The sequence below is a fragment of the Streptococcus sp. ZY19097 genome (genome assembly GCF_040731245.1).
Lineage (GTDB): Bacteria > Bacillota > Bacilli > Lactobacillales > Streptococcaceae > Streptococcus > Streptococcus orisratti.
In genome coordinates, this window is sequence record NZ_CP160400.1 from 2,438,578 (window position 1) to 2,463,034 (window position 24,457).

Annotated in this window: 11 protein-coding genes, 13 tRNA genes, 3 rRNA genes and 4 pseudogenes; 10 read left to right on the forward strand and 21 right to left on the reverse strand. The window is 41.7% G+C overall.

The features are described from left to right. From ABZ559_RS12245 to ABZ559_RS12280, 8 genes are read left to right on the forward strand one after another with little or no spacing between them, the layout of a single operon-like run. Complete coding sequence (locus ABZ559_RS12245) at positions 1 to 228, forward strand: hypothetical protein (RefSeq protein WP_017827907.1); 228 nt, start codon at positions 1 to 3, stop codon at positions 226 to 228. A 1-nt stretch (position 229) separates the two neighbouring features. Then, positions 230 to 649 (forward strand): conjugal transfer protein, encoded by a 420-nt coding sequence (locus ABZ559_RS12250; RefSeq protein WP_367006613.1) that lies wholly within the window; start codon positions 230 to 232, stop codon positions 647 to 649. A gap of 10 nt (positions 650 to 659) precedes the next feature. Next, positions 660 to 3,179, forward strand: coding sequence for an ATP-binding protein (locus ABZ559_RS12255; protein WP_115341334.1), 2,520 nt, complete (start codon positions 660 to 662; stop codon positions 3,177 to 3,179). A gap of 12 nt (positions 3,180 to 3,191) precedes the next feature. Next, positions 3,192 to 5,123 (forward strand): conjugal transfer protein, encoded by a 1,932-nt coding sequence (locus ABZ559_RS12260; RefSeq protein WP_367006616.1) that lies wholly within the window; start codon positions 3,192 to 3,194, stop codon positions 5,121 to 5,123. Further along, positions 5,120 to 5,347, forward strand: a complete 228-nt coding sequence (locus ABZ559_RS12265; protein WP_115341332.1) for a hypothetical protein — start codon at positions 5,120 to 5,122, stop codon at positions 5,345 to 5,347. The genes ABZ559_RS12260 and ABZ559_RS12265 overlap by 4 nt, the downstream gene beginning before the upstream one ends. Positions 5,348 to 5,355: 8 nt before the next feature. Beyond that, a complete protein-coding gene (locus ABZ559_RS12270) occupies positions 5,356 to 6,411 on the forward strand; it encodes a phage tail tip lysozyme (RefSeq protein ID WP_115341331.1) in 1,056 nt (351 codons plus the stop codon). 23 nt (positions 6,412 to 6,434) lie between these two features. After that, a complete protein-coding gene (locus tag ABZ559_RS12275; RefSeq protein ID WP_003034604.1) occupies positions 6,435 to 6,620 on the forward strand; it encodes a DUF3173 domain-containing protein in 186 nt (61 codons plus the stop codon). Positions 6,621 to 6,632: 12 nt separating this feature from the next. Further along, entirely contained in the window at positions 6,633 to 7,787 is a 1,155-nt protein-coding gene (locus ABZ559_RS12280) for a site-specific integrase (protein ID WP_115341330.1), read from the forward strand. Positions 7,788 to 7,869: 82 nt separating this feature from the next. Here the strand turns inward: ABZ559_RS12280 and ABZ559_RS12285 are convergent. From ABZ559_RS12285 to tnpA, 18 genes and pseudogenes are all read right to left on the reverse strand, one after another. Then, a tRNA-Leu gene (locus ABZ559_RS12285) sits at positions 7,870 to 7,953 on the reverse strand. 11 nt (positions 7,954 to 7,964) lie between these two features. Next, positions 7,965 to 8,036, reverse strand: a tRNA-Gln gene (locus ABZ559_RS12290). 8 nt (positions 8,037 to 8,044) lie between these two features. Continuing rightward, positions 8,045 to 8,117 (reverse strand) — tRNA-His (locus tag ABZ559_RS12295). Positions 8,118 to 8,125: 8 nt separating this feature from the next. Next, positions 8,126 to 8,196: transfer RNA gene (locus ABZ559_RS12300), tRNA-Trp, on the reverse strand. Positions 8,197 to 8,200: 4 nt separating this feature from the next. Then, a tRNA-Tyr gene (locus ABZ559_RS12305) sits at positions 8,201 to 8,281 on the reverse strand. 7 nt (positions 8,282 to 8,288) lie between these two features. After that, positions 8,289 to 8,361 (reverse strand) — tRNA-Phe (locus ABZ559_RS12310). A 15-nt stretch (positions 8,362 to 8,376) separates the two neighbouring features. Further along, a tRNA-Met gene (locus tag ABZ559_RS12315) sits at positions 8,377 to 8,450 on the reverse strand. Positions 8,451 to 8,468: 18 nt separating this feature from the next. Then, a tRNA-Ser gene (locus ABZ559_RS12320) sits at positions 8,469 to 8,558 on the reverse strand. 7 nt (positions 8,559 to 8,565) lie between these two features. Then, positions 8,566 to 8,637 (reverse strand) — tRNA-Glu (locus ABZ559_RS12325). A gap of 7 nt (positions 8,638 to 8,644) precedes the next feature. Continuing rightward, positions 8,645 to 8,718 (reverse strand) — tRNA-Ile (locus ABZ559_RS12330). Between the two features lie 36 nt (positions 8,719 to 8,754). Continuing rightward, positions 8,755 to 8,825 (reverse strand) — tRNA-Gly (locus tag ABZ559_RS12335). A gap of 5 nt (positions 8,826 to 8,830) precedes the next feature. Continuing rightward, positions 8,831 to 8,903: transfer RNA gene (locus tag ABZ559_RS12340), tRNA-Val, on the reverse strand. A gap of 4 nt (positions 8,904 to 8,907) precedes the next feature. Then, positions 8,908 to 9,023 (reverse strand): 5S ribosomal RNA (gene rrf, locus ABZ559_RS12345). A 204-nt stretch (positions 9,024 to 9,227) separates the two neighbouring features. Further along, a 23S ribosomal RNA gene (locus ABZ559_RS12350) occupies positions 9,228 to 12,129 on the reverse strand. Positions 12,130 to 12,275: 146 nt separating this feature from the next. Then, a tRNA-Ala gene (locus ABZ559_RS12355) sits at positions 12,276 to 12,348 on the reverse strand. A gap of 59 nt (positions 12,349 to 12,407) precedes the next feature. Continuing rightward, positions 12,408 to 13,955, reverse strand: a 16S ribosomal RNA gene (locus ABZ559_RS12360). The 16S, 23S and 5S rRNA genes sit together here with 13 tRNA genes alongside, the layout of an rRNA operon. Before the next feature lie 390 nt (positions 13,956 to 14,345). Then, positions 14,346 to 15,372, reverse strand: a pseudogene (locus tag ABZ559_RS12365) (transposase); the annotation flags it as partial. A gap of 6 nt (positions 15,373 to 15,378) precedes the next feature. Beyond that, positions 15,379 to 15,670: pseudogene (tnpA, locus tag ABZ559_RS12370) on the reverse strand (IS200/IS605 family transposase); the annotation flags it as partial. A gap of 288 nt (positions 15,671 to 15,958) precedes the next feature. Between tnpA and ABZ559_RS12375 the strand changes: the two are divergent. Both ABZ559_RS12375 and ABZ559_RS12380 read left to right on the forward strand, forming a co-directional pair. Next, positions 15,959 to 16,991: pseudogene (locus ABZ559_RS12375) on the forward strand (ISAs1 family transposase). Between the two features lie 215 nt (positions 16,992 to 17,206). Beyond that, positions 17,207 to 17,953, forward strand: a pseudogene (locus ABZ559_RS12380) (IS30 family transposase); the annotation flags it as partial. A 248-nt stretch (positions 17,954 to 18,201) separates the two neighbouring features. Here ABZ559_RS12380 and ABZ559_RS12385 read toward each other — a convergent pair. The 3 genes from ABZ559_RS12385 to adhE form a co-directional block, all read right to left on the reverse strand. Then, positions 18,202 to 19,482, reverse strand: a complete 1,281-nt coding sequence (locus ABZ559_RS12385) for an MATE family efflux transporter (protein WP_367006618.1) — start codon at positions 19,480 to 19,482, stop codon at positions 18,202 to 18,204. A gap of 157 nt (positions 19,483 to 19,639) precedes the next feature. Next, a complete protein-coding gene (thrC, locus tag ABZ559_RS12390) occupies positions 19,640 to 21,124 on the reverse strand; it encodes a threonine synthase (protein ID WP_367006620.1) in 1,485 nt (494 codons plus the stop codon). Positions 21,125 to 21,687: 563 nt separating this feature from the next. Next, the gene (gene adhE, locus ABZ559_RS12395; RefSeq protein WP_367006621.1) at positions 21,688 to 24,336 is read right to left on the reverse strand and encodes a bifunctional acetaldehyde-CoA/alcohol dehydrogenase; all 2,649 of its coding nucleotides are present in this window, start codon (positions 24,334 to 24,336) and stop codon (positions 21,688 to 21,690) included. Positions 24,337 to 24,457: the final 121 nt, after the last annotated feature.

Below are 24,457 nucleotides of genomic sequence, written 5' to 3' on the forward strand. Positions count from 1 at the left end.
ATGAGTTCATCTAATTTACAAACATGGTTACAAGGAGACGGTTTCTGGTTCATTACCTTTGGAGCGATTATCCTGATCATTTTAGCTTGGAGAAACAGCTCTTGGGGAAAACTATTTACCACGCTTGTTTTCTACGCTGTGATCGCCTCTTTAACAGGAGGCGGACGACAATTACTTCATGTTGTCGGTTGGTTCCTCCGTCTCTTTGGAATTGAAACGGGGTTGTGATATGGAAAAAGAAGAACGATTGTATGATTACGCTAGAGGGATAAACGCTCCCTACTGGATTCAAGAAGTCAAAACACAAAAAGGAAAACGCATTTGGTATTTTGCAACACCCATGCAACTTTCCTTTTTTGTGGTCTTTGCCCTCGTCTTGATTTTAATGTTGACAGTGTTTAGCTCGCTTCTTCTTCCGTTGAACAAATTAACGCATTCCATTTCATGTTATCTTTATTGGTATATCCCTTATAAACTCGCTAAGTTCTATACAGAATATGAACCACAAGGAAAGAAAATGCACGTTTTCTTATGGGATTATATCTGCTACCTTATGGATTTTCGCCTCAACCATAAAGCGATTTATCATGAAGATAGAATAAAAATGATTGATAAAGAAGAAATCGTCTTTGAAAAAACAGATTTATAAAGGAGGTCTAATGGTTTTAAAACTAGTCTATCCGATTCTTAAAACACAGGATAATATAGCTTTAACAACAGATAAAACGGTGATGAGTTTTTATCGTATTCCCAATACTCCCATCACTATTACCGATAAAGCCAAGAAACAAAAACACAAGCTGACAACTGCTCAGCTGATTAAAAAACTGGTTAAAAACAAGTCCTTTGAAGTCTCCTTGATTCCAAAGGACTATTTGCTAGAAGAAAAGATGAAAGACTTTTCTCATGCCTTGTCTCCTGATAGTCAAGCATTGGGGGAAGAACTGTTGCAGTATTCGACAGATAAACTGACACAAGAAATGGAAATTCCCTATCAGTTTGACTGGTTGATTGGTGTCAATCTTTTAAAAGATGACCAGAACACCACCGTTCAGGATATGGCGGTTGAGCGCTTCTCTGAAGTCTCTGAAATGATTGCCAATAGCGTGGGCTTTCAATATGAGATTCCTGAAGATTGGGCGCAAGACTATCTGGTGAGTGAAGCGACCGTCTATCAAACCCTTTCTGCTCTTCGGGCACAACGCTTAACCAATGAAGAGCTCTTTTACTATCAACGCATGCAATACTTGCGCTATATCCCTCATCTAAAGCAAGAAGTCACCGCCAATCGGGCGCTCTTTAATGTGACAGATACGGTCTTACGACCCATGGCAGGGGGCTTTATGAAGTTAGACAGCCCCTATGGCTCTTCTTTTCTCACCATTCTTCCGATTGCTAAAACACCCATTATTTTTAATGGCTTTCATCTGGGGGAATTTACCCAACGCTTTAACTTCCCTGTAGAACTACGGATAAAGGCAGAATTTATCGAAAAGAACTCTTTAAAAGGGCGAATGGCACGTTCTAATATTCGTTATCGCAACATTATGAATGAAGCAGAAAGTACCGATACCGTCCAACAAGATGAAATTATTCTAGGGGCAATGTCTCTCAAAGACTTGATGAAAAAGGTTGGTGGGAAAGAAGAAGTCATTGAATACGGTGCTTATCTCATTATTGTTGCTTCTAGCCTATCCCAATTACGACGTCGCCGTCAGGTAGTCTTAAGTTACTTTGAGGATATGCACGTAGAAGTGAGTGAAGCTAGTCATGATACGCCTTATCTCTTCCAGTCTCTCCTCTATGGTCAACCACTTGAAAATAAGACCAGAACGTGGACACACTATGTCACTCCAAGAGGTTTTGCAGAGCTAATGCCATTTACCAACACAGCTTCAGGAAACCATATTGGCTGGCATATCGGACGGGTGGATAATTGGACAGGACGGTGGGAAAGTATTGAAAAGGCACAAGAAGCGTCTAAAAATATGGTGCTCTTTAATGCGACCGTTGGAAATAAAGAAGGGATTGCAGGAAAACTTACAAAGAATCCGCATATCCTAATTACTGGCGCAACGGGTGAAGGAAAATCTTTTTTGGCAGAACTTATCTTTCTCCTAACCTCTCTTCAAGATGTGAAATCTTTGTATGTTGACCCCAAACGCTCTATCCGAAAACACTTTGAAGCAATTGCTCACCACCCAGACTTTGAAAAACGATTCCCGCTTCTGGCTGAATATATCAAGCAGATAAACTTTGTCACTTTGGATAGTAAGGTGAAATCCAATCATGGGGCTCTTGACCCAATTATCATGCTGGATAAAGATGACGCTGTTTCAGTTTCAAAAAACATGCTCAATTATCTTATTTTCTCCAACAAGCGAATTAAGGTCACAATGAAGCAAATGACCGCTATTTCGAGAGCGATTAACAAAGTGGTCGCTCAAAGACAAGCAGGAGAAACGGTTGGGTTAAAACACGTCCTCAAAGAGCTCACCAATAATCCAGATAGCACTATCTTTGAAGTAGGAGACTATCTAACATCTATTGTAGAAAATTCCATTTTGGAATTGGCTTTTTCAGACGGTAACGTAGAAGGATTGTCTTACGATAAACGGGTGACTGTTTTAGAAGTAGCGGATTTATCCCTACCAGATAAAGACAATCAACAAGATGTCACCCCAGAAGATAAAGAAATCAATTCTACAGCTCTGATGTTTGCTTTAGGAGCTTTCTGTACACGCTTTGGAGAACTCAATCGTTATGAAGATACCATTGAATTTTTTGACGAAGCATGGGTACTGATGAAATCGGCAGAAGGACGAGCCGTTATCCAATCCATGCGCCGTGTTGGACGTTTCTTTAACAACGTCCTCTGCCTGATTACGCAATCCGTTCATGACGCTGAAGGAGATGATGATACCACAGGCTTTGGGACACTCTTTGCCTTTAGAGAAGATAATGAACTTCCCGATATTTTAGAACATGTTGGACTAACGGCTAATGAAGAAAATCTGGAATGGATAAAGAATATGATTTCAGGTCAATGCCTCTATAAAGATGTTTATGGCAATCTCAATATGATTTCCATTTATAACATTTTTGATAGTATTGACCCGCTTCTAAAACCAATGAAAGCTACGGTTTCTTCCAATCTTGAAAATAAATACGCATCTTAAGGAGGTGAGCTTGTGCAAGAAGCATTTGAAAAATTAAAAGGCATGGATATTTTTTCTTTAAAATCCTACATGATGAAAACTGGCTTTGGAGATTTCAGCGGTGTTTGGGTGATGTTCAACGAAATCTTTGTCAACTTCCCCTTTTTTCTCCTCAACCTCATTGTTGGTTTCTTCTCCTTGATGATTCGGATTTTAGAAAATGTCCGACTTTATGACACTTACAAGCAATATGTTTTCAATGGAGCTCAATCCATTTGGCGAGGCTTTACAGGAGCTACTTCTGGTGTGGCTCAGTCGTCATTAGTCTTTCTGATTCTCCTTTGCTTGGCTTTTTATCTCTTTTATCAGTTCCTCATGTCTAAAGGCAATTTCTCTCAAAGATTGCTTCATGTCCTTCTGGTTCTCTTTTTAGGCTTTGGTTGGTTTGGGACAGTTGCTGGAACTTCTGGCGGACTATATCTGCTCAATACAGTAGACAATGTCGCTAGTACTACGATTCATCACATTTCTAATGTCTCCGTCTCCTACGGAAAAAATCAGTCTTTAAAAATAGGGTTTTCCGTAGCTGATTCTTATATCGCAGAAACCTCTTATAAAGCCTATCTCTTTGTCAATACAGGACAAGAAAACGGGAAATACAAAGACCGTCAAACAGGAAAAGAAGAACCGTTTGAGGATTCAAAAGTTCTAGGAAGCTTGGATAAATCAGGCAAGTTTAAAGCAGTTTCTACCGCTGATAAGAATAAATATTTAGAAATAGGAAATGGAGCAGGTGATGATAATGAACATAACCGTTGGGTATCGGCTATTCCTGATTATATCCCTGTCAAGTTTTTCTATATCCTTTTTAAAATGGTAGAAGCGATTGTCATTGCTATTCCTATTGTCTTAATTCAGTTGCTCAATGTCCTTGCACAAGCCCTTGTCCTTATCATGATTCTTCTTTTCCCTATTGCCCTTTTGATTTCCTTTATTCCCAAAATGCAAGATATTCTCTTTGGAGTTTTCAAGGTCATGTTTGGTGGTCTTGCTTTCCCAGCCATTACTAGCCTTTTAACTTTGGCTTTGCTTTACCTTGAAAAAATCATTGAAAACTTAGTAAGTAGTGGCTTTGATAAGGTCATTGGAGATTTTTCTTCCTTATCCACTTTTAGCGCTCTCTTTAAACTAATTGTCTCTGTTTGTGCCAAAGGCACGATTTATTGGTTGCTTTGGAAATACAAAGGAGAATTGATTGAATTGTTGCTCGGCTCACGAGCCAAGATTACGTTTGATGAGATAGATACCAAAGTCAAAGAAACTGTGACAAATGGACAGGAAACTGTGAAGCAGCTGCCGGCAAAAGCCACTAACGCCTTTGAAATGGCTCAAACATCCGGAAACTTTTTCCTTGCAGGAGCAGGATTTGGGGCTGGACTCTTCATGAATGCTAGTAAACAAATGAAAACTCTTTTTTCAAATCCCCATCCGACTTCAGAAAAAACGGAAAGTTCAACGCCTTCAGAAAATGACGAGGAGGAAACACCCGATACTTCTTCCTTTGAAGAAACAGGTGCTCCCGACGAGGTAACAACACCGTTTCAAGAGCCAGATATGCCAAGGGAGACTTTTGAATCCGCTATTCAGGAAGAAGACACAAGCGTTCAACCTTTTGACACAGAGCCTTCTCCGCTAATGGATACAAAGCAAAGCAGAGAACAGATGGAGTTTGAAGAACGCCGTCAAAATCGCCTCTCTTGGAGAGAAAAACATCACATCAATAAACTTGAAAAGGAATTAGAACTGTACAAAGATGATGAAGCACTATACCAAGCGCAAGGTTCAAATGCCTTTATCAAGAACTATCGTAAAACCTTGCCGAAAGACGATAAATTGAAAGCCAATATTAACCGTAAACATCAGATAATAGAGGAATTAGCACGATTGAGAGGAGGAAAGGAATAATGAATATACGCATTTATTCTAAAAGAGGTTTTGAACAGACGGTGAACAATGCGGTTGCTCTTGCCTATGAAAAGAGAAAGCCTTCTATTGACTTTCTCCTTTTATTTTCAGTAAAAGCAACTGAGAAAGAGCAACTGTTGGCAACTATCAAAGAAAATCCTCTCATTTTAACGGCTCAATGGCGATTTGAAACGGTAATGATGACAGTCTATGTGAAAACTTAGGAGGGACGATGAAGAAAAAACTAGTAATTGTTAGTGCTTTAAGTGCTCTGTTTTTACCTTTGTTCTTAGTCGTCATTATCATGGGAGCTTTCGCAGGTAGTGCGTCTTCTAATGGACAAGTCAAAGGACTACAAACGAAACTAACCGCTAAAGAAGTAGCTCAAAAAGCCAATATTTCAGAAGAACGAGCTAATGATGTCATCAAAATTCTCAACTATGAACTCTCACAAGAACAATTTACTATCGCAGGAGCTTCTGGAAGTTTAGCGGTTGCAGAGCGCGAAAGTGGCTTTGACCCTAAAGCCGTCAATACAGGTGGTGGCGTAGCTGGTTATTTCCAATGGTCGGGTTGGTCTTCTACTATCAATGGCAATCGCTGGTCAAAAGCAAAGCAAAAGAAATTAGATTCTGATATTGAACTAGACCTATTATCTACAGAGCTAAACGGCTCTTATAGTAAAGTCAAAACAGAAATGCAAAAAGCGACTGACCCTGAAGAGGCAGCCCTTTACTGGTCAGAACATTATGAAGGGGTCGCTTTATCAGACGGTCAAACCAAAGCTAGTGACCTTAAAAAGAACGCGAGAAAATGGTATAACCTCTTCAAAGACACTTTAACAGGTGATACAACTAATGCCAAAACACGAGACGGTGGAGGCGTAACTTCTGATGGAGTGCCGGCTGGATATAGCCTTACAAAGGCAATCAACACTTCTAACTATACTTCTGCGACTTATCCTTGGGGACAATGTACATGGTTTGTCTATAACCGAGCCGAAGAGGTGGGCGTTCATTTTGACCCTTATATGGGAAATGGTGGGGATTGGAAGCAGAAAGCAGGCTACCAAACCACACATACACCAACTGAACATAGTGCTCTCAGCTTTTCTCCTGGGCAAGCTGGCGCAGACCCAACTTACGGGCACATTGCGTTTGTGGAGCAGGTCAAATCAGACGGGTCTATTCTCATTTCAGAAGCCAACGCCAAGGGACTTGGAGTTGTTTCTTACCGCACATTTGATAAAGCAACGGCTAACCAATTTACTTATGTGATTGGGAAGTGAAAAATAGAAAAGGAAAACGAAAAATGGAAAAACAACTTATTACAAAAAATGACCTTATTAAGCAAGGTTTAAAAGAGGGAACAGCAAGAAAAGTGATTCATGAAGCTAAAATGTTACTTGTAAATCAAGGTTTTAAATTTTACAGCAATAAACGTTTAGGAGCTGTTCCTATTAGTACTGTGGAAGAAATTTTGCATGTAAAGTTTTAAGAAGGAGATTTTATGTATATTCCCCAATTCAATCCGCGAGTTAGAAAAGACCAAAAATCAGGTCTCTTCTTTTTTGAAATTAGAGATAATGAAGGTAAGACTGTTTCATATCAATCAGGATTTAATACTAAACGAGAAGCAGAGAATACGGCTTTAGAAATTCAACAGAAATTAAGACAAGGATATACACTTGATAGACATACTTCCCTTTATGATTGGTTTCAAACATGGTATGATTTAAAAATTCGACCAAAGAAAACATTATCTCAAGAAACAAAGAAAAACTACCAAATTTATGGTGAAACTTTAAAACGGCTTTTTGGTGATAAACCTATTATTGATATTAAATCAAGCCAATATCAAAGGATTATGAATGTTTATGGAGAAACAGTTGGTTATGACTATCTCAGTAGAATAAACTCAGTAATCAGAAAAATCATCAAATTAGCACAATCAGATAAAATTGTAATTGATGATTTTACAAGTAATGTAGAATTATTCGCTGGAAAGGATGGACAAAAAACAGAAGACAAGTACATACATAGTGTTGATGACTATCATAGACTTATAAAATATTTAGAAGCTAATCTAAAATATGAAGAATCCATTGTAAACTATATTCTCTACTCGATAGCAAAAACAGGTATGAGATACGGAGAAATTGTTGGGTTACTAGATAGTGACACAAATTTTGAAGAGTTCTACTTACATACACATAAACGCTATAATACATCAACATGGAAATGGACAAATGCTAAAAACGATTCCTCCAAAAGATATGTACCAATAGATGATAAAACAGTTACTATTCTGTCTAACATGATAAAAGAACGAGAAAGAATGAACTCATTACTACAAATAAAAAACAAAGAGAAATTTCTCTTCTTCCACTATGGTCTAGAACATGGTATTCCTTCAGTAGCTACTGTAAACAAAGCTTTGAAAAAGATACTAAAAGAGCTTGATATAGAACCAATCATAACGACTAAAGGACTTAGACACACTTATGGCTCATATTTACTTCATAATCATATAGATATGGGAGTTGTGGCAAAAATTTTAGGTCATAAAGATATCCAAATGTTGATACAAGTTTATGGTCATACACTTACTGAAAAAATTGATAAGGAGTTTAAAGAGGTTGAACAAATTATGAATAGAATATAAATTTGGGAGAGATTTTGGGAGAGAAAATCAAAAAAATCTCAAAAAAGCCCAGTAGAATAAGCATTCTACTGAGCTAGTACTATACCGGCGGCCGGGGTCGAACCGGCACGTCCTTGCGGACACTGGATTTTGAGTCCAGCGCGTCTGCCAATTCCGCCACGCCGGCATATAGATTAACTGGGGTAGCTGGATTCGAACCAACGCATGAGGGAGTCAAAGTCCCTTGCCTTACCGCTTGGCTATACCCCAAATATCAAGGCGAATGATGGGAATCGAACCCACGAATGCCAGAGCCACAATCTGGTGTGTTAACCACTTCACCACATTCGCCATAATAACACGGGCAGTAGGAATTGAACCCACACTGAAGGTTTTGGAGACCTTAGTTCTACCTTTAAACTATGCCCGTAGTATGGAAGGGGAGGGATTCGAACCCCCGAACCCGAAGGAGCGGATTTACAGTCCGCCGCGTTTAGCCTCTTCGCTACCCTTCCAGAAAAATGGCACGAGACGGAATCGAACCGCCGACACATGGAGCTTCAATCCATTGCTCTACCAACTGAGCTACCGAGCCAACTCTCAAATTAAATTGCGGGAGCAGGATTTGAACCTACGACCTTCGGGTTATGAGCCCGACGAGCTACCTAGCTGCTCCATCCCGCGATAACAATATTAATTCTAAGGAGGATGTGGGATTCGAACCCACGCACGCTTTTACACGCCTGACGGTTTTCAAGACCGTTCCCTTCAGCCAGACTTGGGTAATCCTCCAATTATATAGTCCGTACGGGATTCGAACCCGTGTTACCGCCGTGAAAAGGCGGTGTCTTAACCCCTTGACCAACGGACCATACATATGGGCACAAGTGGACTCGAACCACCGACCTCACGCTTATCAGGCGTGCGCTCTAACCAGCTGAGCTATGCGCCCAAAAATTTTTGGGATAAATTTAATAAATAAATCTAAAGCGGGTGACGAGAATCGAACTCGCGACAACAGCTTGGAAGGCTGTAGTTTTACCACTAAACTACACCCGCTTTCATGGGAGTTAACGGGATCGAACCGCTGACCCTCTGCTTGTAAGGCAGATGCTCTCCCAGCTGAGCTAAACTCCCTATTGCTAAGCGACTCCCTTATCTCACAGGGGGCAACCCCCAACTACATCAGGCGTACTAGGGCTTAACTGCTGTGTTCGGCATGGGAACAGGTGTATCTCCTAGGCTATCGTCACTTAACTATCGAATGGTTTGACCACTCAAAATTGAATATCTATACTCTATCAAGAAAACCGTACGCTGTCAATACTGACGTCGTTGAATTTTATGAATTGTATTCGAACTAAAAAGCTAGTGATTTAGACAAATCGCCTTAAAGTCTCAACGACTTCCGCGTTGATTTTCTAAAATCCTACGCTTTTCTTTACGTTCTCATTACTTAGTTTGGATAAGTCCTCGAGCTATTAGTATTAGTCCGCTACACATGTCACCATGCTTCCACTCCTAACCTATCTACCTGATCATCTCTCAGGGCTCTTACTGATATAAAATCATGGGAAATCTCATCTTGAGGTGGGCTTCACACTTAGATGCTTTCAGCGTTTATCCCTTCCCTACATAGCTACCCAGCGATGCCTTTGGCAAGACAACTGGTACACCAGCGGTAAGTCCACTCTGGTCCTCTCGTACTAGGAGCAGATCCTCTCAAATTTCCTACGCCCGCGACGGATAGGGACCGAACTGTCTCACGACGTTCTGAACCCAGCTCGCGTGCCGCTTTAATGGGCGAACAGCCCAACCCTTGGGACCGACTACAGCCCCAGGATGCGACGAGCCGACATCGAGGTGCCAAACCTCCCCGTCGATGTGAACTCTTGGGGGAGATAAGCCTGTTATCCCCAGGGTAGCTTTTATCCGTTGAGCGATGGCCCTTCCATACGGTACCACCGGATCACTAAGCCCGACTTTCGTCCCTGCTCGAGTTGTTGCTCTCGCAGTCAAGCTCCCTTATACCTTTACACTCTACGACTGATTTCCAACCAGTCTGAGGGAACCTTTGGGCGCCTCCGTTACATTTTAGGAGGCGACCGCCCCAGTCAAACTGCCCGTCAGACACTGTCTCCGATAGGGATCACCTATCTAGGTTAGAGTAACCATAACACAAGGGTAGTATCCCAACAACGCCTCAATCGAAACTGGCGTCCCGATGTCCTAGGCTCCTACCTATCCTGTACATGTGGTACAGTTACTCAATATCAAACTGCAGTAAAGCTCCATGGGGTCTTTCCGTCCTGTCGCGGGTAACCTGCATCTTCACAGGTACTAAAATTTCACCGAGTCTCTCGTTGAGACAGTGCCCAAATCATTACGCCTTTCGTGCGGGTCGGAACTTACCCGACAAGGAATTTCGCTACCTTAGGACCGTTATAGTTACGGCCGCCGTTTACTGGGGCTTCAATTCATACCTTCGCTTACGCTAAGCACTCCTCTTAACCTTCCAGCACCGGGCAGGCGTCACCCCCTATACATCATCTTACGATTTAGCAGAGAGCTGTGTTTTTGATAAACAGTTGCTTGGGCCTATTCACTGCGGCTGACTTAAAGTCAGCGCCCCTTCTCCCGAAGTTACGGGGCCATTTTGCCGAGTTCCTTAACGAGAGTTCTCTCGATCACCTGAGGCTACTCGCCTCGACTACCTGTGTCGGTTTGCGGTACGGGTAGAGTATGATACAACGCTAGAAGCTTTTCTCGGCAGTGTGACGTCACTAACTTCGCTACTAAACTTCGCTCCCCATCACAGCTCAATGTTATAGGTATAAGCATTTTACTCATACCACACCTCACTGATTAGACGTGCACTTCCAATCGCACGCTTTAGTTAGCCTACTGCGTCCCTCCATCACTTCATACTCTAGTACAGGAATATCAACCTGTTGGCCATCGGATACACCCTTCGGTCTCTCCTTAGGTCCCGACTAACCCAGGGCGGACGAGCCTTCCCCTGGAAACCTTAGTCTTACGGTGGATGGGATTCTCACCCATCTTTCGCTACTCATACCGGCATTCTCACTTCTATGCGTTCCAGCGCTCCTCACGGTACACCTTCATCACCCATAGAACGCTCTCCTACCATACCTATAAAAGGTATCCACAGCTTCGGTAATATGTTTTAGCCCCGGTACATTTTCGGCGCAGGGTCACTCGACTAGTGAGCTATTACGCACTCTTTGAATGAATAGCTGCTTCTAAGCTAACATCCTAGTTGTCTGTGCAACCCCACATCCTTTTCCACTTAACATATATTTTGGGACCTTAGCTGGTGGTCTGGGCTGTTTCCCTTTCGACTACGGATCTTAGCACTCGCAGTCTGACTGCCGACCATAAATCAATGGCATTCGGAGTTTATCTGAGATTGGTAATCCGGGATGGACCCCTCACCCAAACAGTGCTCTACCTCCATGATTCTTAATGTCGACGCTAGCCCTAAAGCTATTTCGGAGAGAACCAGCTATCTCCAAGTTCGTTTGGAATTTCTCCGCTACCCACAAGTCATCCAAGCACTTTTCAACGTGCCCTGGTTCGGTCCTCCAGTGCGTCTTACCGCACCTTCAACCTGCTCATGGGTAGGTCACATGGTTTCGGGTCTACGTCCACGTACTCATTCGCCCTATTCAGACTCGGTTTCCCTACGGCTCCGTCTCTTCAACTTAACCTCGCACGTAAACGTAACTCGCCGGTTCATTCTACAAAAGGCACGCTCTCACCCATTAACGGGCTCGAACTTGTTGTAGGCACACGGTTTCAGGTTCTATTTCACTCCCCTCCCGGGGTGCTTTTCACCTTTCCCTCACGGTACTGGTTCACTATCGGTCACTAGGGAGTATTTAGGGTTGGGAGATGGTCCTCCCAGATTCCGACGAGATTCCACGTGTCTCGCCGTACTCAGGATACTGCTAGGTATAAAGACTATTTCAAATACGAGGCTATTACTCTCTTTGGCCTACCTTCCCAGGTAGTTCTTCTATACTCTTTAAGTCCATATTGCAGTCCTACAACCCCAGAGAGTAAACTCTCTGGTTTGCCCTCCTGCCTCTTCGCTCGCCGCTACTAAGGCAATCGCTTTTGCTTTCTCTTCCTGCAGCTACTTAGATGTTTCAGTTCACTGCGTCTTCCTTCCTCTACCCTTAACAGGTAGGGATACTAGCCATCAGCTAGTGGGTTCCCCCATTCGGACATCTCTGGATCAGCGCTTACTTACAACTCCCCAAAGCATTTCGTCGTTAGTCACGTCCTTCATCGGCTCCTAGTGCCAAGGCATCCACCGTGCGCCCTTATTAACTTAACCTTATTAAACTAGTTTTTTAAACTAGAAAACTCATTAAATTGTCACAGCGTTTTCGGTTTATTTTCTTGTTACTATTTCATATATTTCTATATGGAATTTGATAGATATTCAATTTTCAATGATCAAACTTGAATCCGTAGATTCAATGGAGCCTAGCGGGATCGAACCGCTGACCTCCTGCGTGCAAAGCAGGCGCTCTCCCAGCTGAGCTAAGGCCCCACAAGACCTCTCAAAACTAAACAAGATCCAACCAAACGTGCTTCCGTTATTTTCCTTAGAAAGGAGGTGATCCAGCCGCACCTTCCGATACGGCTACCTTGTTACGACTTCACCCCAATCATCTATCCCACCTTAGGCGGCTGGCTCCAAAAGGTTACCTCACCGACTTCGGGTGTTACAAACTCTCGTGGTGTGACGGGCGGTGTGTACAAGGCCCGGGAACGTATTCACCGCGGCGTGCTGATCCGCGATTACTAGCGATTCCGACTTCATGTAGGCGAGTTGCAGCCTACAATCCGAACTGAGACTGGCTTTAAGAGATTAGCTTGTCGTCACCGACTTGCGACTCGTTGTACCAGCCATTGTAGCACGTGTGTAGCCCAGGTCATAAGGGGCATGATGATTTGACGTCATCCCCACCTTCCTCCGGTTTATTACCGGCAGTCTCGCTAGAGTGCCCAACTCAATGATGGCAACTAACAATAGGGGTTGCGCTCGTTGCGGGACTTAACCCAACATCTCACGACACGAGCTGACGACAACCATGCACCACCTGTCACCAGTGTTCCGAAGAAAAATCCTATCTCTAGGACGGTCACTGGGATGTCAAGACCTGGTAAGGTTCTTCGCGTTGCTTCGAATTAAACCACATGCTCCACCGCTTGTGCGGGCCCCCGTCAATTCCTTTGAGTTTCAACCTTGCGGTCGTACTCCCCAGGCGGAGTGCTTAATGCGTTAGCTACGGCACTAAGCCCCGGAAAGGGCCTAACACCTAGCACTCATCGTTTACGGCGTGGACTACCAGGGTATCTAATCCTGTTTGCTCCCCACGCTTTCGAGCCTCAGCGTCAGTTACAGACCAGAGAGCCGCTTTCGCCACCGGTGTTCCTCCATATATCTACGCATTTCACCGCTACACATGGAATTCCACTCTCCCCTTCTGCACTCAAGTCCTGCAGTTTCCAAAGCGTACAATGGTTAAGCCACTGCCTTTAACTTCAGACTTACAGAACCGCCTGCGCTCGCTTTACGCCCAATAAATCCGGACAACGCTCGGGACCTACGTATTACCGCGGCTGCTGGCACGTAGTTAGCCGTCCCTTTCTGGTTAGTTACCGTCACTGTGTGAACTTTCCACTCTCACACACGTTCTTCTCTAACAACAGAGCTTTACGATCCGAAAACCTTCTTCACTCACGCGGCGTTGCTCGGTCAGGGTTCCCCCCATTGCCGAAGATTCCCTACTGCTGCCTCCCGTAGGAGTCTGGGCCGTGTCTCAGTCCCAGTGTGGCCGATCACCCTCTCAGGTCGGCTATGTATCGTCGCCTTGGTGAGCCTTTACCTCACCAACTAGCTAATACAACGCAGGTCCATCTCATAGTGAAGCAATTGCCCCTTTCAAGCCTCTAACATGAGTTAAAGACTATTATGCGGTATTAGCTATCGTTTCCAATAGTTATCCCCCGCTATGAGGTAGGTTACCTACGCGTTACTCACCCGTTCGCAACTCATCCATCCGGTGCAAGCACCAGACTTCAGCGTTCTACTTGCATGTATTAGGCACGCCGCCAGCGTTCGTCCTGAGCCAGGATCAAACTCTCATTTAAAAGTTTGAGCTTGCGCTCGTGTCATTGCTGACTTATTGTTTCTTGACAGGTTACTTCCGTAACCCGCACGTTTGGTTCGTCTTCTTGTTCAGTTCTCAAAGGTCTTCGCCTCTCTCGAGACAACTTCTTTATTCTATCAAACTTCTTCTAACTTGTCAACTACTTTTTTTAACTTTTTTTCTTCCGTAGTGACTTCCTGTTTGACAGCTATGTCAGTATAGCAAACTTCTTGTGCTTTTGTCAACTATTTTTTTCCTCCTAAATTCTCAAAGTAAGTTCCTAAATTCTCAAAGTAAGTTCTAGTCTAACACCAAAACTGGAAATTAGACTGAGACTAAATCCTGTTGGTTTTATGCAGTTTTCTCAGATTAACTTCTGGAAGGACGGGAACTAGAAATTAGCTTCCTCGCGCACCACTTTCCCGAACTGAGGCTGGGCAAAAACTAGCCAGTAAATAAAAAACACAGATAGATTCAAGCTGATTTTGATGAAATCCAGCCGAACTGTCTGTATTTTTCTTTTTGTTTCTATTATCTTGGACTAATTTCTTCGCCAATTTCGTGAGATTCATGCTCATTAGGAGGAATCCTATCTCAGTTTCAACCACCTTTTGACCTCTGACATGCACTCTGCGCACGCCAAAAAACACCCTTCATCCTACCAAATACAGGTTCGACATCCACCTTGCGTTTGGCATAAATGCGAGCTCCCTCTTTACTTGTCAATTCCTCTTTGACTAAGTTCTTGAAATAGTTCTACGTAGGATTATACTGAATTTGTTTGAGGTTTCCTTTCTCTGTCCGTGCTAACTGGTCCAATTCCTCGCTAGCTTGTACAGGATCAGCTTCGTAAATCTTAATATCTTTCTCAAATCCATTCTGCTCCGTTCTTCGTGAATAATTCTTAAACGAGTAGACAACCCCATCTGGTTTTATCCACTGGTCAGAATCTTCTAAGTAGGTCCAGTTATCAGGATTGGCATCACTCTTCTTATAGCTTTTCTTCTGCTCTTTCTGATATGTTCCGTAGGGGATCAGAGGTGTTTTCTCTAGGTCATCAAGGATAAAGCTGTAATTTTCTTCACTACCATAACCTGCATCCGCGACAATGTGTTGAAAGAGTTCTAAGGTTTGGATGGATTGAAGAAAAGGTTTGAGTGTACGAGTGTCAGTTGGATTCGGATACAATCCGTAAGCCAAGGCAAACTGGTTGTTTGTACCAAGTTGAAAGTTGTAACCAGGCTTGAACTGGCCATTCCTCATACTCGCTCTTTTATTTCAAGGCTCGTGAAGAAACAGTCTCTCCCCAGACTGTTTCTTTCCTCTTTCATCCGCATAAATGTCGCATCAGGATCTGTTTTAGAATAGGAATTTCGCTCTTGTAGAATCTGTTTATCTCGTTCGTACTTCTGTTTCCTTACTTAGTATTTCAGATTAGCATGCTTGTCAAAAATCACAAGACTACTTTTTCCCTTTAAATAATCCATAAAACCTACTTAGTTTTGGGGGAACGCTTATTGACATGTGAATATGATTCGAGCAAGCATTCGCTTCATGGATTGTCAATCCCTTTCGCTCACACAAATCTCGAACAATCTTGCCGATACTCGGCTTGTATTTGCCATAGATGATTTGACGACGATATTTGGGAGCAAAAACAATATGATATTTACAATTCCAACGTGTATGTGATAAACTTTTATTATCCTTTCCCATAAGAGACCTCCTTTATGATAAGATTGGGCGGCGGGGAAACCACTTCTATTTTATCGTTTTAGGAGGCTTTTTCTACCATTTGTCAAGTCTATCAAGGCTTTAAGCAAAAAAATAAAGCATGACAGTAGCTATTTTGAGGCTGCTACCTTATTTTTGTCACTAATTTTAGATATAAAAGGGCATGACGAAACGACACGACAAACGCATGAAGAAAATTTTGTTTTTAGCAAATGGCAACCATAAACAAAAATCAATCAAAGTAGTAAACCAGAATTAAGGAGAACTACAATGATTGATTTTCTTTTATCCATAGAATAGCACAAAGAAGAGTATGATAGCCGTCAAGCATGGAAAATCCGCTATCCCTTATCTACTATTCTCTTTCTAGTGTTCTCTTGTCAATTAGCAGGGATTGAAACGTGGAAAAAGATGGACTAATCTGGTACGTTGGCTGGAGTGTCAGCTGTCCTTCGAAACCTCTTCAGAAACAACTGATTTTTCCAAATTGATTGCCGTTGACGGAAAAACGATTCGGGGGAACCGAGGAAAACACCAATCTCCTACTCATATTGTCACTGCTTATGACGGTGTTAATCGGATTAGCCTTGGACAGGTAGCTGTTGAGGATAAAAGCAATGAAATTACAGCCATTCCTCGCCTCTTACGTCAGCTAGACCTTCGTAAGAGTGTTGTCACGATTGATGCCATGGGAACTCAGACAGACATTGCGGATGTGATTATAAGGGGCAAAGGAGATTATTGTTTGGCAGTCAAAGGAAATCAAGGTACTCTCCATGAGGATATTGACCTTTATTTTAGTGATGCCAAATTATTATCTAAGTTGACAGAGAAAGGCTGTCATTATCAGACCATCGAAAAGGCACGCAGTCAGATTGAGGGGAGGGATTACTGGGTTTCTCAAGATGTAAAATGGCTGAGCCAACGACACCCAAAATGGCAGAACCTTCGTGGGATTGGGATGACTAAGAATACCATTGATAAAGACGGTATCATCACGGAAGAAGTTCGTTACTTTATCCTCAGTTTCAAGGGTGATGTGCAGACTTTTTCACAGGTAGTTCGTGGTCATTGGTCGGTTGAGAGCCTGCATTGGTTGTTAGATGTGGTTTACCGAGAAGATAAGAACCAAACCTTAGATAAACGAGTAGCTTTCAATCTGAACGCTATTCGTAAGGTCTGTCTTCATCTTTTACAAACTATGACATTTCCTAAGGAAAAGCTGAGCTATCGCCGCAAACACCGCTATATTTCTGTCCATTTGGAGGATTATTTGCCACAATTATTTGGAAATCAAGGATAAAGATGAAGATACAAAATCGATATTAGGACTAAAGTAGTTGCATTAGGTGCAAAAGGAGAGAAGAATGTTTTCATGCGCACGGTGTGCTTCGCACCTTGATATACTTGACAAATGGTAGAAAAGAGCCCTAAAAAACTCATAGAGTTCAAACTCGTGTAAACTGTAAGTAACCACACTAAACAGAACACAGGAGAAACCTATGAGCTACTCATCATATTACCACAACAGAGCGCATTAAGATAGATACTTATCTAGAATTAGGTCTCAAACCAATCCAAATAGCAAGAAAATTAGGAGTTCACAAATCAACACTTTCAAGAGAATTAACGCGTTGTAATGGTACTTACTCTGTACCATACGCACAAAAAACACTATGAGCGACTGGCTAAGCAGAAGGGAAGAAAATCTAGTTGGACTTCTGAGTTAATACAGGAAATTGAAGAACGACTGAAGTCTTCCTGGTCCCCAGAACAAATTTGTGGCCGCTATCAGCTTAAACATAAGCCCCTGGTGTCCTTTAAAACCATTTATAACTGGCTTTATATAGGGGGTGACTGATTATGATTTGTCTGCTTTAAGACGTAAAGGGAAAAGCTGAAATCCTCAAGAAACACGTGGAAAATTTACCATTGGTATCTCCATTTCTAAACGCCCTAGAGAAGTTAAAACAAAAGAGACCGTTGGTCACTGTCGTCTCCTCTCGTGGAAAAAGTAAAGGGTGTTTGGCGACTTTTATCGATCGAAGACACGCTTGTACTTAGGCATTTAAGATACCTGATTGCACTTCAAAATCTATGTTCTCAGCCATCCAAGTGCTATGTCACAGCATACCGAAAAAATTTCTGAGGACCTTTACATCTGACAGAGAAACGGAATTTGCTTGTTATCCCTTGGCAGAAGATCTTAACATTAACTTTTACTTTGCGGATGCCTATTCCTCTTGGCAAAGAGAGAGTAATGATACTCAACCAAAATCAAAAATAACAAACTTATAACTATCATCACAAATCATACCCTTTTACCGTGACAAAAGATTCCATCAATCGTGTAATTGTTCATTTTTAAATATATCCAATCACTTCCAGGTAGCTATTTCTGATTTTTAATCAGTATGAAAATGCTAAAGGACTATCGCGATAATATTTCCAATTTTAATAAGGGGGGCAGCGAGGCGTATCTTCATATACACAATTTTGCACAACCTTAAGTGTTAAAAGTTCTTGCCAACTCTCATGTATTTTATATATAGAAATCCCCAGCGAAAAAAGTTATCCACTAGAGTTGCTAACCAAACACCCGATAACCCTAGATTAAGCGTAACGCCTAACACATATCCCAAAAGAATTCGAACAAACCACATACCAAAGCTTGTTGCATAAAAAGGCATTTTAGAATTGCCCAGTCCTTGCCATACTGCCGTGAAAATCAAAGTTCCCGCTGTCGCTGGCCCACCAATAAATGAATAGAATAGAACAACGAGACTAGCCTGTCGTGCTCCGCTATTTTCTGTAAAGAAACTAGTCCAGTAATCTCCAAACAAAAAGGTTAGCAAGCCAACTATAATCATGAGGCAGGCTGAAATAAGATATGATTCTCGCACAATCTTTTTCAATTCATAATAATCACCACTTCCCAAGTAGTGTGCCACAAGAATAACTGTTGCAGTTGCCATCCCCAGACCAGGCATATAATTAAACTGAGTCAAGCTCTCCCCAATCGCGTTCCCAGCTACAGTCTCTGTCCCAAATTGAACAACAATAGCAATGATAACTACATCACCAGCTCTCATCATAAGCCGCTCACCAGCCGCTGGTAGAGAAAGCGTGAGCAAATTCTTATCTAAACTAAGAGTCAAATTCTCAAGAATTTTCTTTACAGGAAGCTGACTACCTAGTAATGCAATACCTATAAAGCGCGAAAGTACCGTAGCACTAGCAACTCCAACAATTCCCCAGTCAAAGACAAAGACAGCTAAGGCCGATAAAAGCGCATTAACGAGATTAATTAAGAAGCTGACATACATTGGTAGGCGTGTTTTCCCTTGTGCTCGCAAAAATGAAGCTAAAGTAGTCAACAAACCAAGACTGACTATCAGCCCACCAACAATTTTAAGATACAAGCCTCCAGAATCAGCTACAGCTTTTTCCATCCCGAACAGGGCTAGTAGATTTTTCCCGAAGAAAACTGTGACAATGCCCAATATAAAACTTATTATTATAGTGACAAGCAAGCCCTGAACTTGATAATAAAACTGCTTCGAGATATTCTTTTCACCACGACTCTTAGCAATAAGACTAGATATAGCAGCCCCTAATGCAATAAAAAGCGCTTGATAAATGCTGATGATATTATTGGCTACCGAAACCCCTGATACTGCAATCAGGCTGATTTGAGATACAATATAGCTGTCAACAAGGCCCATGAGCATTTGAAGAAGATTTTCTACCATAGCAGGTAGAGCAATATTTAAAAGTGTTCTCTTATTGTTCATATAACCTTTCAAATTGAATCAACGAAATGAAGAAAAGTATGATTTCTCTGACTGTCCCTTCTAAACGAAAGGAAGGCTTGGAAACTTTAGTATTCCAAGCCCTCTTTTTCAGATGTGTCAAAGACGAGGTTCTATCAACCTCTAACAAAAATTAAAATCAGAGACCCAAGTACTCTTCCACAGCTTTTTGCATATCAACAGTAGCAACAACCGTTTTGTGGCGAACTATGGCTCTATCCAACCCATCAACCGCAGCAGGAATAGTTACACCAGAAAGTTGGTGCAATGCTTCAACAGCTTTAAAATCATCACCACTGTCTTTACCTGTGATGGCAGACACAGCTACACGCGGGAATTTGTATGGACTCGCTGTCGAGGCTATGACTGTTGGTGTTTTATCTCCTGTCTTAGCTGCGTAGCTCTGATAAACCCTAGATGCAACAGCCGTGTGGGGATCTTCAACATAGCTACACTCATCATAAACTCGCTTGATTTCGGTTGCCGTTTCTTCTTCGGTTGCAAATCCTGCGGCAAATAGATTTAAAATATCTTGGTTAACATCACCAAGCGTGTACTCACCTGTTGTTGTAAGATTATCCATAAGTTGCTTGGTTTTAGCTGCGTTATTTCCTGAAAGATGGAAGATCAGACGCTCCAAGTTCGAAGACACAAGAATATCCATGGATGGGCTTGTGGTAACCTTGAAAGATCGCTTTTTATCATAGGTTCCTGTTGTAAAGAAATCTGTCAGAACATTATTTTCATTAGAGGCACAGATAAGTTTGTTGACTGGAACTCCAATTTGTTTCGCATAGTACGCAGCTAGGATATTTCCAAAATTTCCTGTTGGCACGGTGAAGTTAACCTTATCACCATTTTGAATATCGCCAGATTTAACTAGCTGAGCATAAGCATAAACGTAATAGACTACTTGAGGCACTAGGCGACCAATATTCATTGAGTTTGCAGAAGAAAACTGAGTTTTGTGCGCCAGCAATTTATCGCGCAAATCAGTATCATTAAACATACGTTTCACATCTGTCTGAGCATCATCAAAGTTTCCATCGATAGCTACAACGTGGGTATTGGCGCCAATTTGTGTTGTCATTTGTAGCTCTTGGATTTTTGAGACACCGTCTTTTGGATAGAAGACAATGATTTCTGTTCCCGGAACATCAGCAAAACCAGCCATAGCAGCTTTTCCTGTATCACCCGATGTAGCCGTTAAAATCACAATCTTATTATCAACACCTTGTTTCTTCGCTGATGTTGTCAATAGATAAGGCAAGATGGATAGTGCCATGTCTTTAAAGGCAATCGTTGACCCATGAAAAAGTTCTAGATTGTATTGATTACCCAACTTTACCAAAGGAGCAATGGTTGGCGTATCAAATTTGGTATCATAAGCATTGCTAATGCAGTAGTCGAGTTCCTCTTCTGTAAAATCATCCAAAAAGGCTGAGAGAACCAACTTGGCCACTTCCTGGTAAGAAGCACTTTTGAGTCTATCAAAGTCAAGTGCCACTTGCGGCGTTGTTAAAGGAGTGAACAGTCCTCCATCTGCCGCTAAACCTTGCAAGATCGCCTGGCTAGCTGTTACTCGATTGTTTTCGTCACGGGTTGATTGGTAAACAAGCGTCATGATAAATCCTCTTTATTTAGATAGTCTTTTTAGCATTATACCATAATTATCAGAAAATTTGAGAATTTTCTCAATAAATTTCTATTCTTATGATTGGGTTGTCGCTAATACTTTGTGCTTTTGGTTTTATGGAAATAGCCTTTTGTGTCAGAGGAGCCCTATTTTTCAAGCCTATTAGCTAGTAACAGCCCTTAGAAGAAGATAACACTTTCTTGAAACAAACAGCTATCACACTTCACTTTTAATCCCTCACAAAATTCCTTGTCCTAAACTCTGATACAAAAACGCCATTCCTAGGAATAGCGCCAATACCTTTAATTTCCCCAACGTGGATCCATTCCTGCAATGAAAATCCAAACAATTGCTAACACTTCATAAAAGCGCTCAGCCATCTCCTTACCCCCTTTGTTTGTTACATCTTATGTCACATTTATTATAGCGCTTAGCCTGAACAATGTAAAGGTTTTCTTGGGATTTTTTTCAAATAATTAATGACATATAGTGTTATAAAAAAGCCAAGACCTCAGGTCTCAGCTTTTTTAGGGAGAATTATAACTGAAAACTTATTTACGACGTCCTGGACGTTCTGCGTAACCATAGTAAGCATCCGCCATGATTTCTTCCATGTCAGCTACCATTGGCAAGCGTGGGTTAGCAGGTGAACATTGATCTTCATAAGCAAGAAGAGCAATTTCATGCAAGCTATCTTTCCAAACTTTTTCATCAATACCTTGATCTTTGAAGTTCATCTTAATACCAACAGCTACTCCAAGATCGTAAACAGCCTTAGCATAAGCTTCAACGGCTTCTTCTGGAGTTGAACATGGCAATCCTAACATACGAGCGATGTCTTGGAATTTTTCATCTGCTTTCCAATAGTTATATTTAGGCCATGTTGTTGTTTTAGATGGACGAGTTCCGTTGTAGCGGATAACATATGGAAGCAAGATAGCATTTGTACGACCGTGGATAGTGTGGTGTACCCCACCAATCTTATGGGCCATAGAGTGGCTCATACCGAGAAAGGCGTTGGCAAAGGCCATACCTGCCATTGTAGAAGCATTATGCATTTTTTCGCGTGCTTCAGGATCTGCTGTTTTAACAGATTTTTCAAGGTATTTGAAGACCAATTTGATGGTTTGAAGAGCAAGACCATCAGTGTAGTCGTTGGCAAAGTTCGAAGTATAAGCTTCTGTTGCGTGAGTCAGAACATCCATACCTGTATCAGCTGCGATAAAGGCAGGAACTGATTCAACCAAAGCTGGGTCAACAATAGCAATTGTTGGAGTCAAGGCATAGTCAGCCAATGGATATTTACGGTTATTAGCTTTATCAGAGATTACAGCAAATGGTGTTACTTCTGATCCTGTACCAGATGTTGTTGGGATACCAATATATTTCGCTTTCTTACCAAGAGATGGGAATTTGAAGGCACGTTTACGGATATCCATGAATTTTTGGACAAGGTCGCTGAAGTCAACTTCTGGTTGTTCGTAGAACATCCACATACCTTTGGCTGCATCCATTGGTGACCCTCCACCAAGTGCAATAATGGTATCTGGCTCAAATTGACGCATTACTTCTGTACCACGACGGATTGTTGTGATGTCTGGATCTGGCTCAACATCTGAGAACACTTGGATAGTTACTTTGTTAGCACGAAGGTTCAGTTGATCAATAATGCGTTGTACAAAACCAAGTTTTTCGATAGATTTATCTGTAACAATCATAACACGGTTAATATCTTCACAAGTTTGAAGGTATTGAATTGAGTTACGTTCGAAGTAGATTTTTGAAGGAACTTTAAACCATTGCATATTATTTCTACGTTTCCCTACTTTCTTGATATTAAGAAGGTTGATAGCAGATACGTTATCACCAACTGAGTTGCGTCCGTATGAACCACATCCAAGTGTCAATGATGGAATGAAAGCATTATAAACATCACCGATACCACCAAATGTTGATGGTGAGTTCCAGATGATACGCATTGCTTTCATTTCAGTACCGAAACGTTTTGCAAGAGCTTCGTCTTTTGTATGGATAGCAGCTGAGTGTCCAAGACCATTGAATTCAACCATTTGACGTGCTTTGTTCAAACCGTCTTCAGTGTCTTCTGCTTTAAGAACAGCGATAACTGGAGAAAGTTTTTCACGAGTCAATGGTTCTTTTTCACCAACTTCTGCACATTCAGCAGCCAAAATATTAGTTCCTTCTGGAACTTTGAAACCTGCTTGTTCTGCAATCCATGCAGCTGGTTTACCAACGATATCAGCATTCAATTTACCTTCTGCACAGTTTTTGCTATTTGCTTTTACACCAAAGCAGTATTCTTCAAGAAGAGCCTTTTCTTTCTTGTTAACAAAGTAAGTTTTATATGATTTGAACTCTTCAACAAAGTCATCATAGATTTCTTTATCAATGATAACAGCTTGTTCAGAGGCACAGACCATACCATTATCAAATGATTTAGACATCACAATGTCATGAGCAGCTTGACGAATATCAGCTGATTTTTCAACATAAGCAGGAACGTTACCAGCACCTACCCCAAGAGCTGGTTTACCACATGAATAAGCGGCACGAACCATAGCATTACCACCAGTCGCAAGGATAGTCGCAATACCATCGTGGTTCATCAAAGCGTTTGTTGCTTGAATAGAAGGCTCTGTAATCCATTGGATACAGTTTTCAGGCGCTCCAGCTTTAACCGCAGCATCATAAACAATTTTAGCCGCATGCGCTGATGATTCTTGAGCTGATGGGTGGAAACCGAAAACAATTGGATTACGAGTTTTGAGAGCAATCAATGATTTAAAGATTGCAGTTGAAGTTGGGTTAGTTGTTGGAGTTACCCCACAGATAACACCGACTGGTTCAGCAATTTTAGTCAATCCTGTAATCGGATCATCTTCAATGACACCAACTGTCTTAACGCCACGCATATTGTTAACAACATGTTCGCAGGCAAAAAGATTTTTAGTTGCTTTATCTTCAAAGACACCCCGACCGGTTTCTTCAACCGCATGTGCTGCCAAGATTCCGTGTGCATCAAGAGCTGCTACAGAAGCTTTTGCCACGATATAATCCACTTGTTCCTGATTAAGTTTACGGAACTCTTCAAGAGCAACAAGACCTTTTTGAACAAGTTCATCAACGTGTGCTTGAGCTTGAGCAAGTTTTTCTTCTGGTGTAACAGTTTTTTCAGCCATATTTTTCTCCTTTAGAAACACCTTGTTAAATGTTTCACAATTTTTATTACATGTTCATTATATCACAATATTTTTTTTTGTAAACCATTTCACATAAAATTTGTGAATTTTTTTTCAAACT

Bases quoted from the DNA above. Each gene is read 5' to 3' on its own strand.
- ABZ559_RS12245 (WP_017827907.1), top strand. From the start codon at position 1: ATGAGTTCATCTAATTTACAAACATGGTTACAAGGAGACGGTTTCTGG.
- ABZ559_RS12250 (WP_367006613.1), top strand. From the start codon at position 230: ATGGAAAAAGAAGAACGATTGTATGATTACGCTAGAGGGATAAACGCT.
- ABZ559_RS12255 (WP_115341334.1), top strand. From the start codon at position 660: ATGGTTTTAAAACTAGTCTATCCGATTCTTAAAACACAGGATAATATA.
- ABZ559_RS12270 (WP_115341331.1), top strand. From the start codon at position 5,356: ATGAAGAAAAAACTAGTAATTGTTAGTGCTTTAAGTGCTCTGTTTTTA.
- ABZ559_RS12275 (WP_003034604.1), top strand. From the start codon at position 6,435: ATGGAAAAACAACTTATTACAAAAAATGACCTTATTAAGCAAGGTTTA.
- ABZ559_RS12280 (WP_115341330.1), top strand. From the start codon at position 6,633: ATGTATATTCCCCAATTCAATCCGCGAGTTAGAAAAGACCAAAAATCA.
- ABZ559_RS12385 (WP_367006618.1), bottom strand. From the start codon at position 19,482: ATGAACAATAAGAGAACACTTTTAAATATTGCTCTACCTGCTATGGTA.
- thrC (WP_367006620.1), bottom strand. From the start codon at position 21,124: ATGACGCTTGTTTACCAATCAACCCGTGACGAAAACAATCGAGTAACA.
- adhE (WP_367006621.1), bottom strand. From the start codon at position 24,336: ATGGCTGAAAAAACTGTTACACCAGAAGAAAAACTTGCTCAAGCTCAA.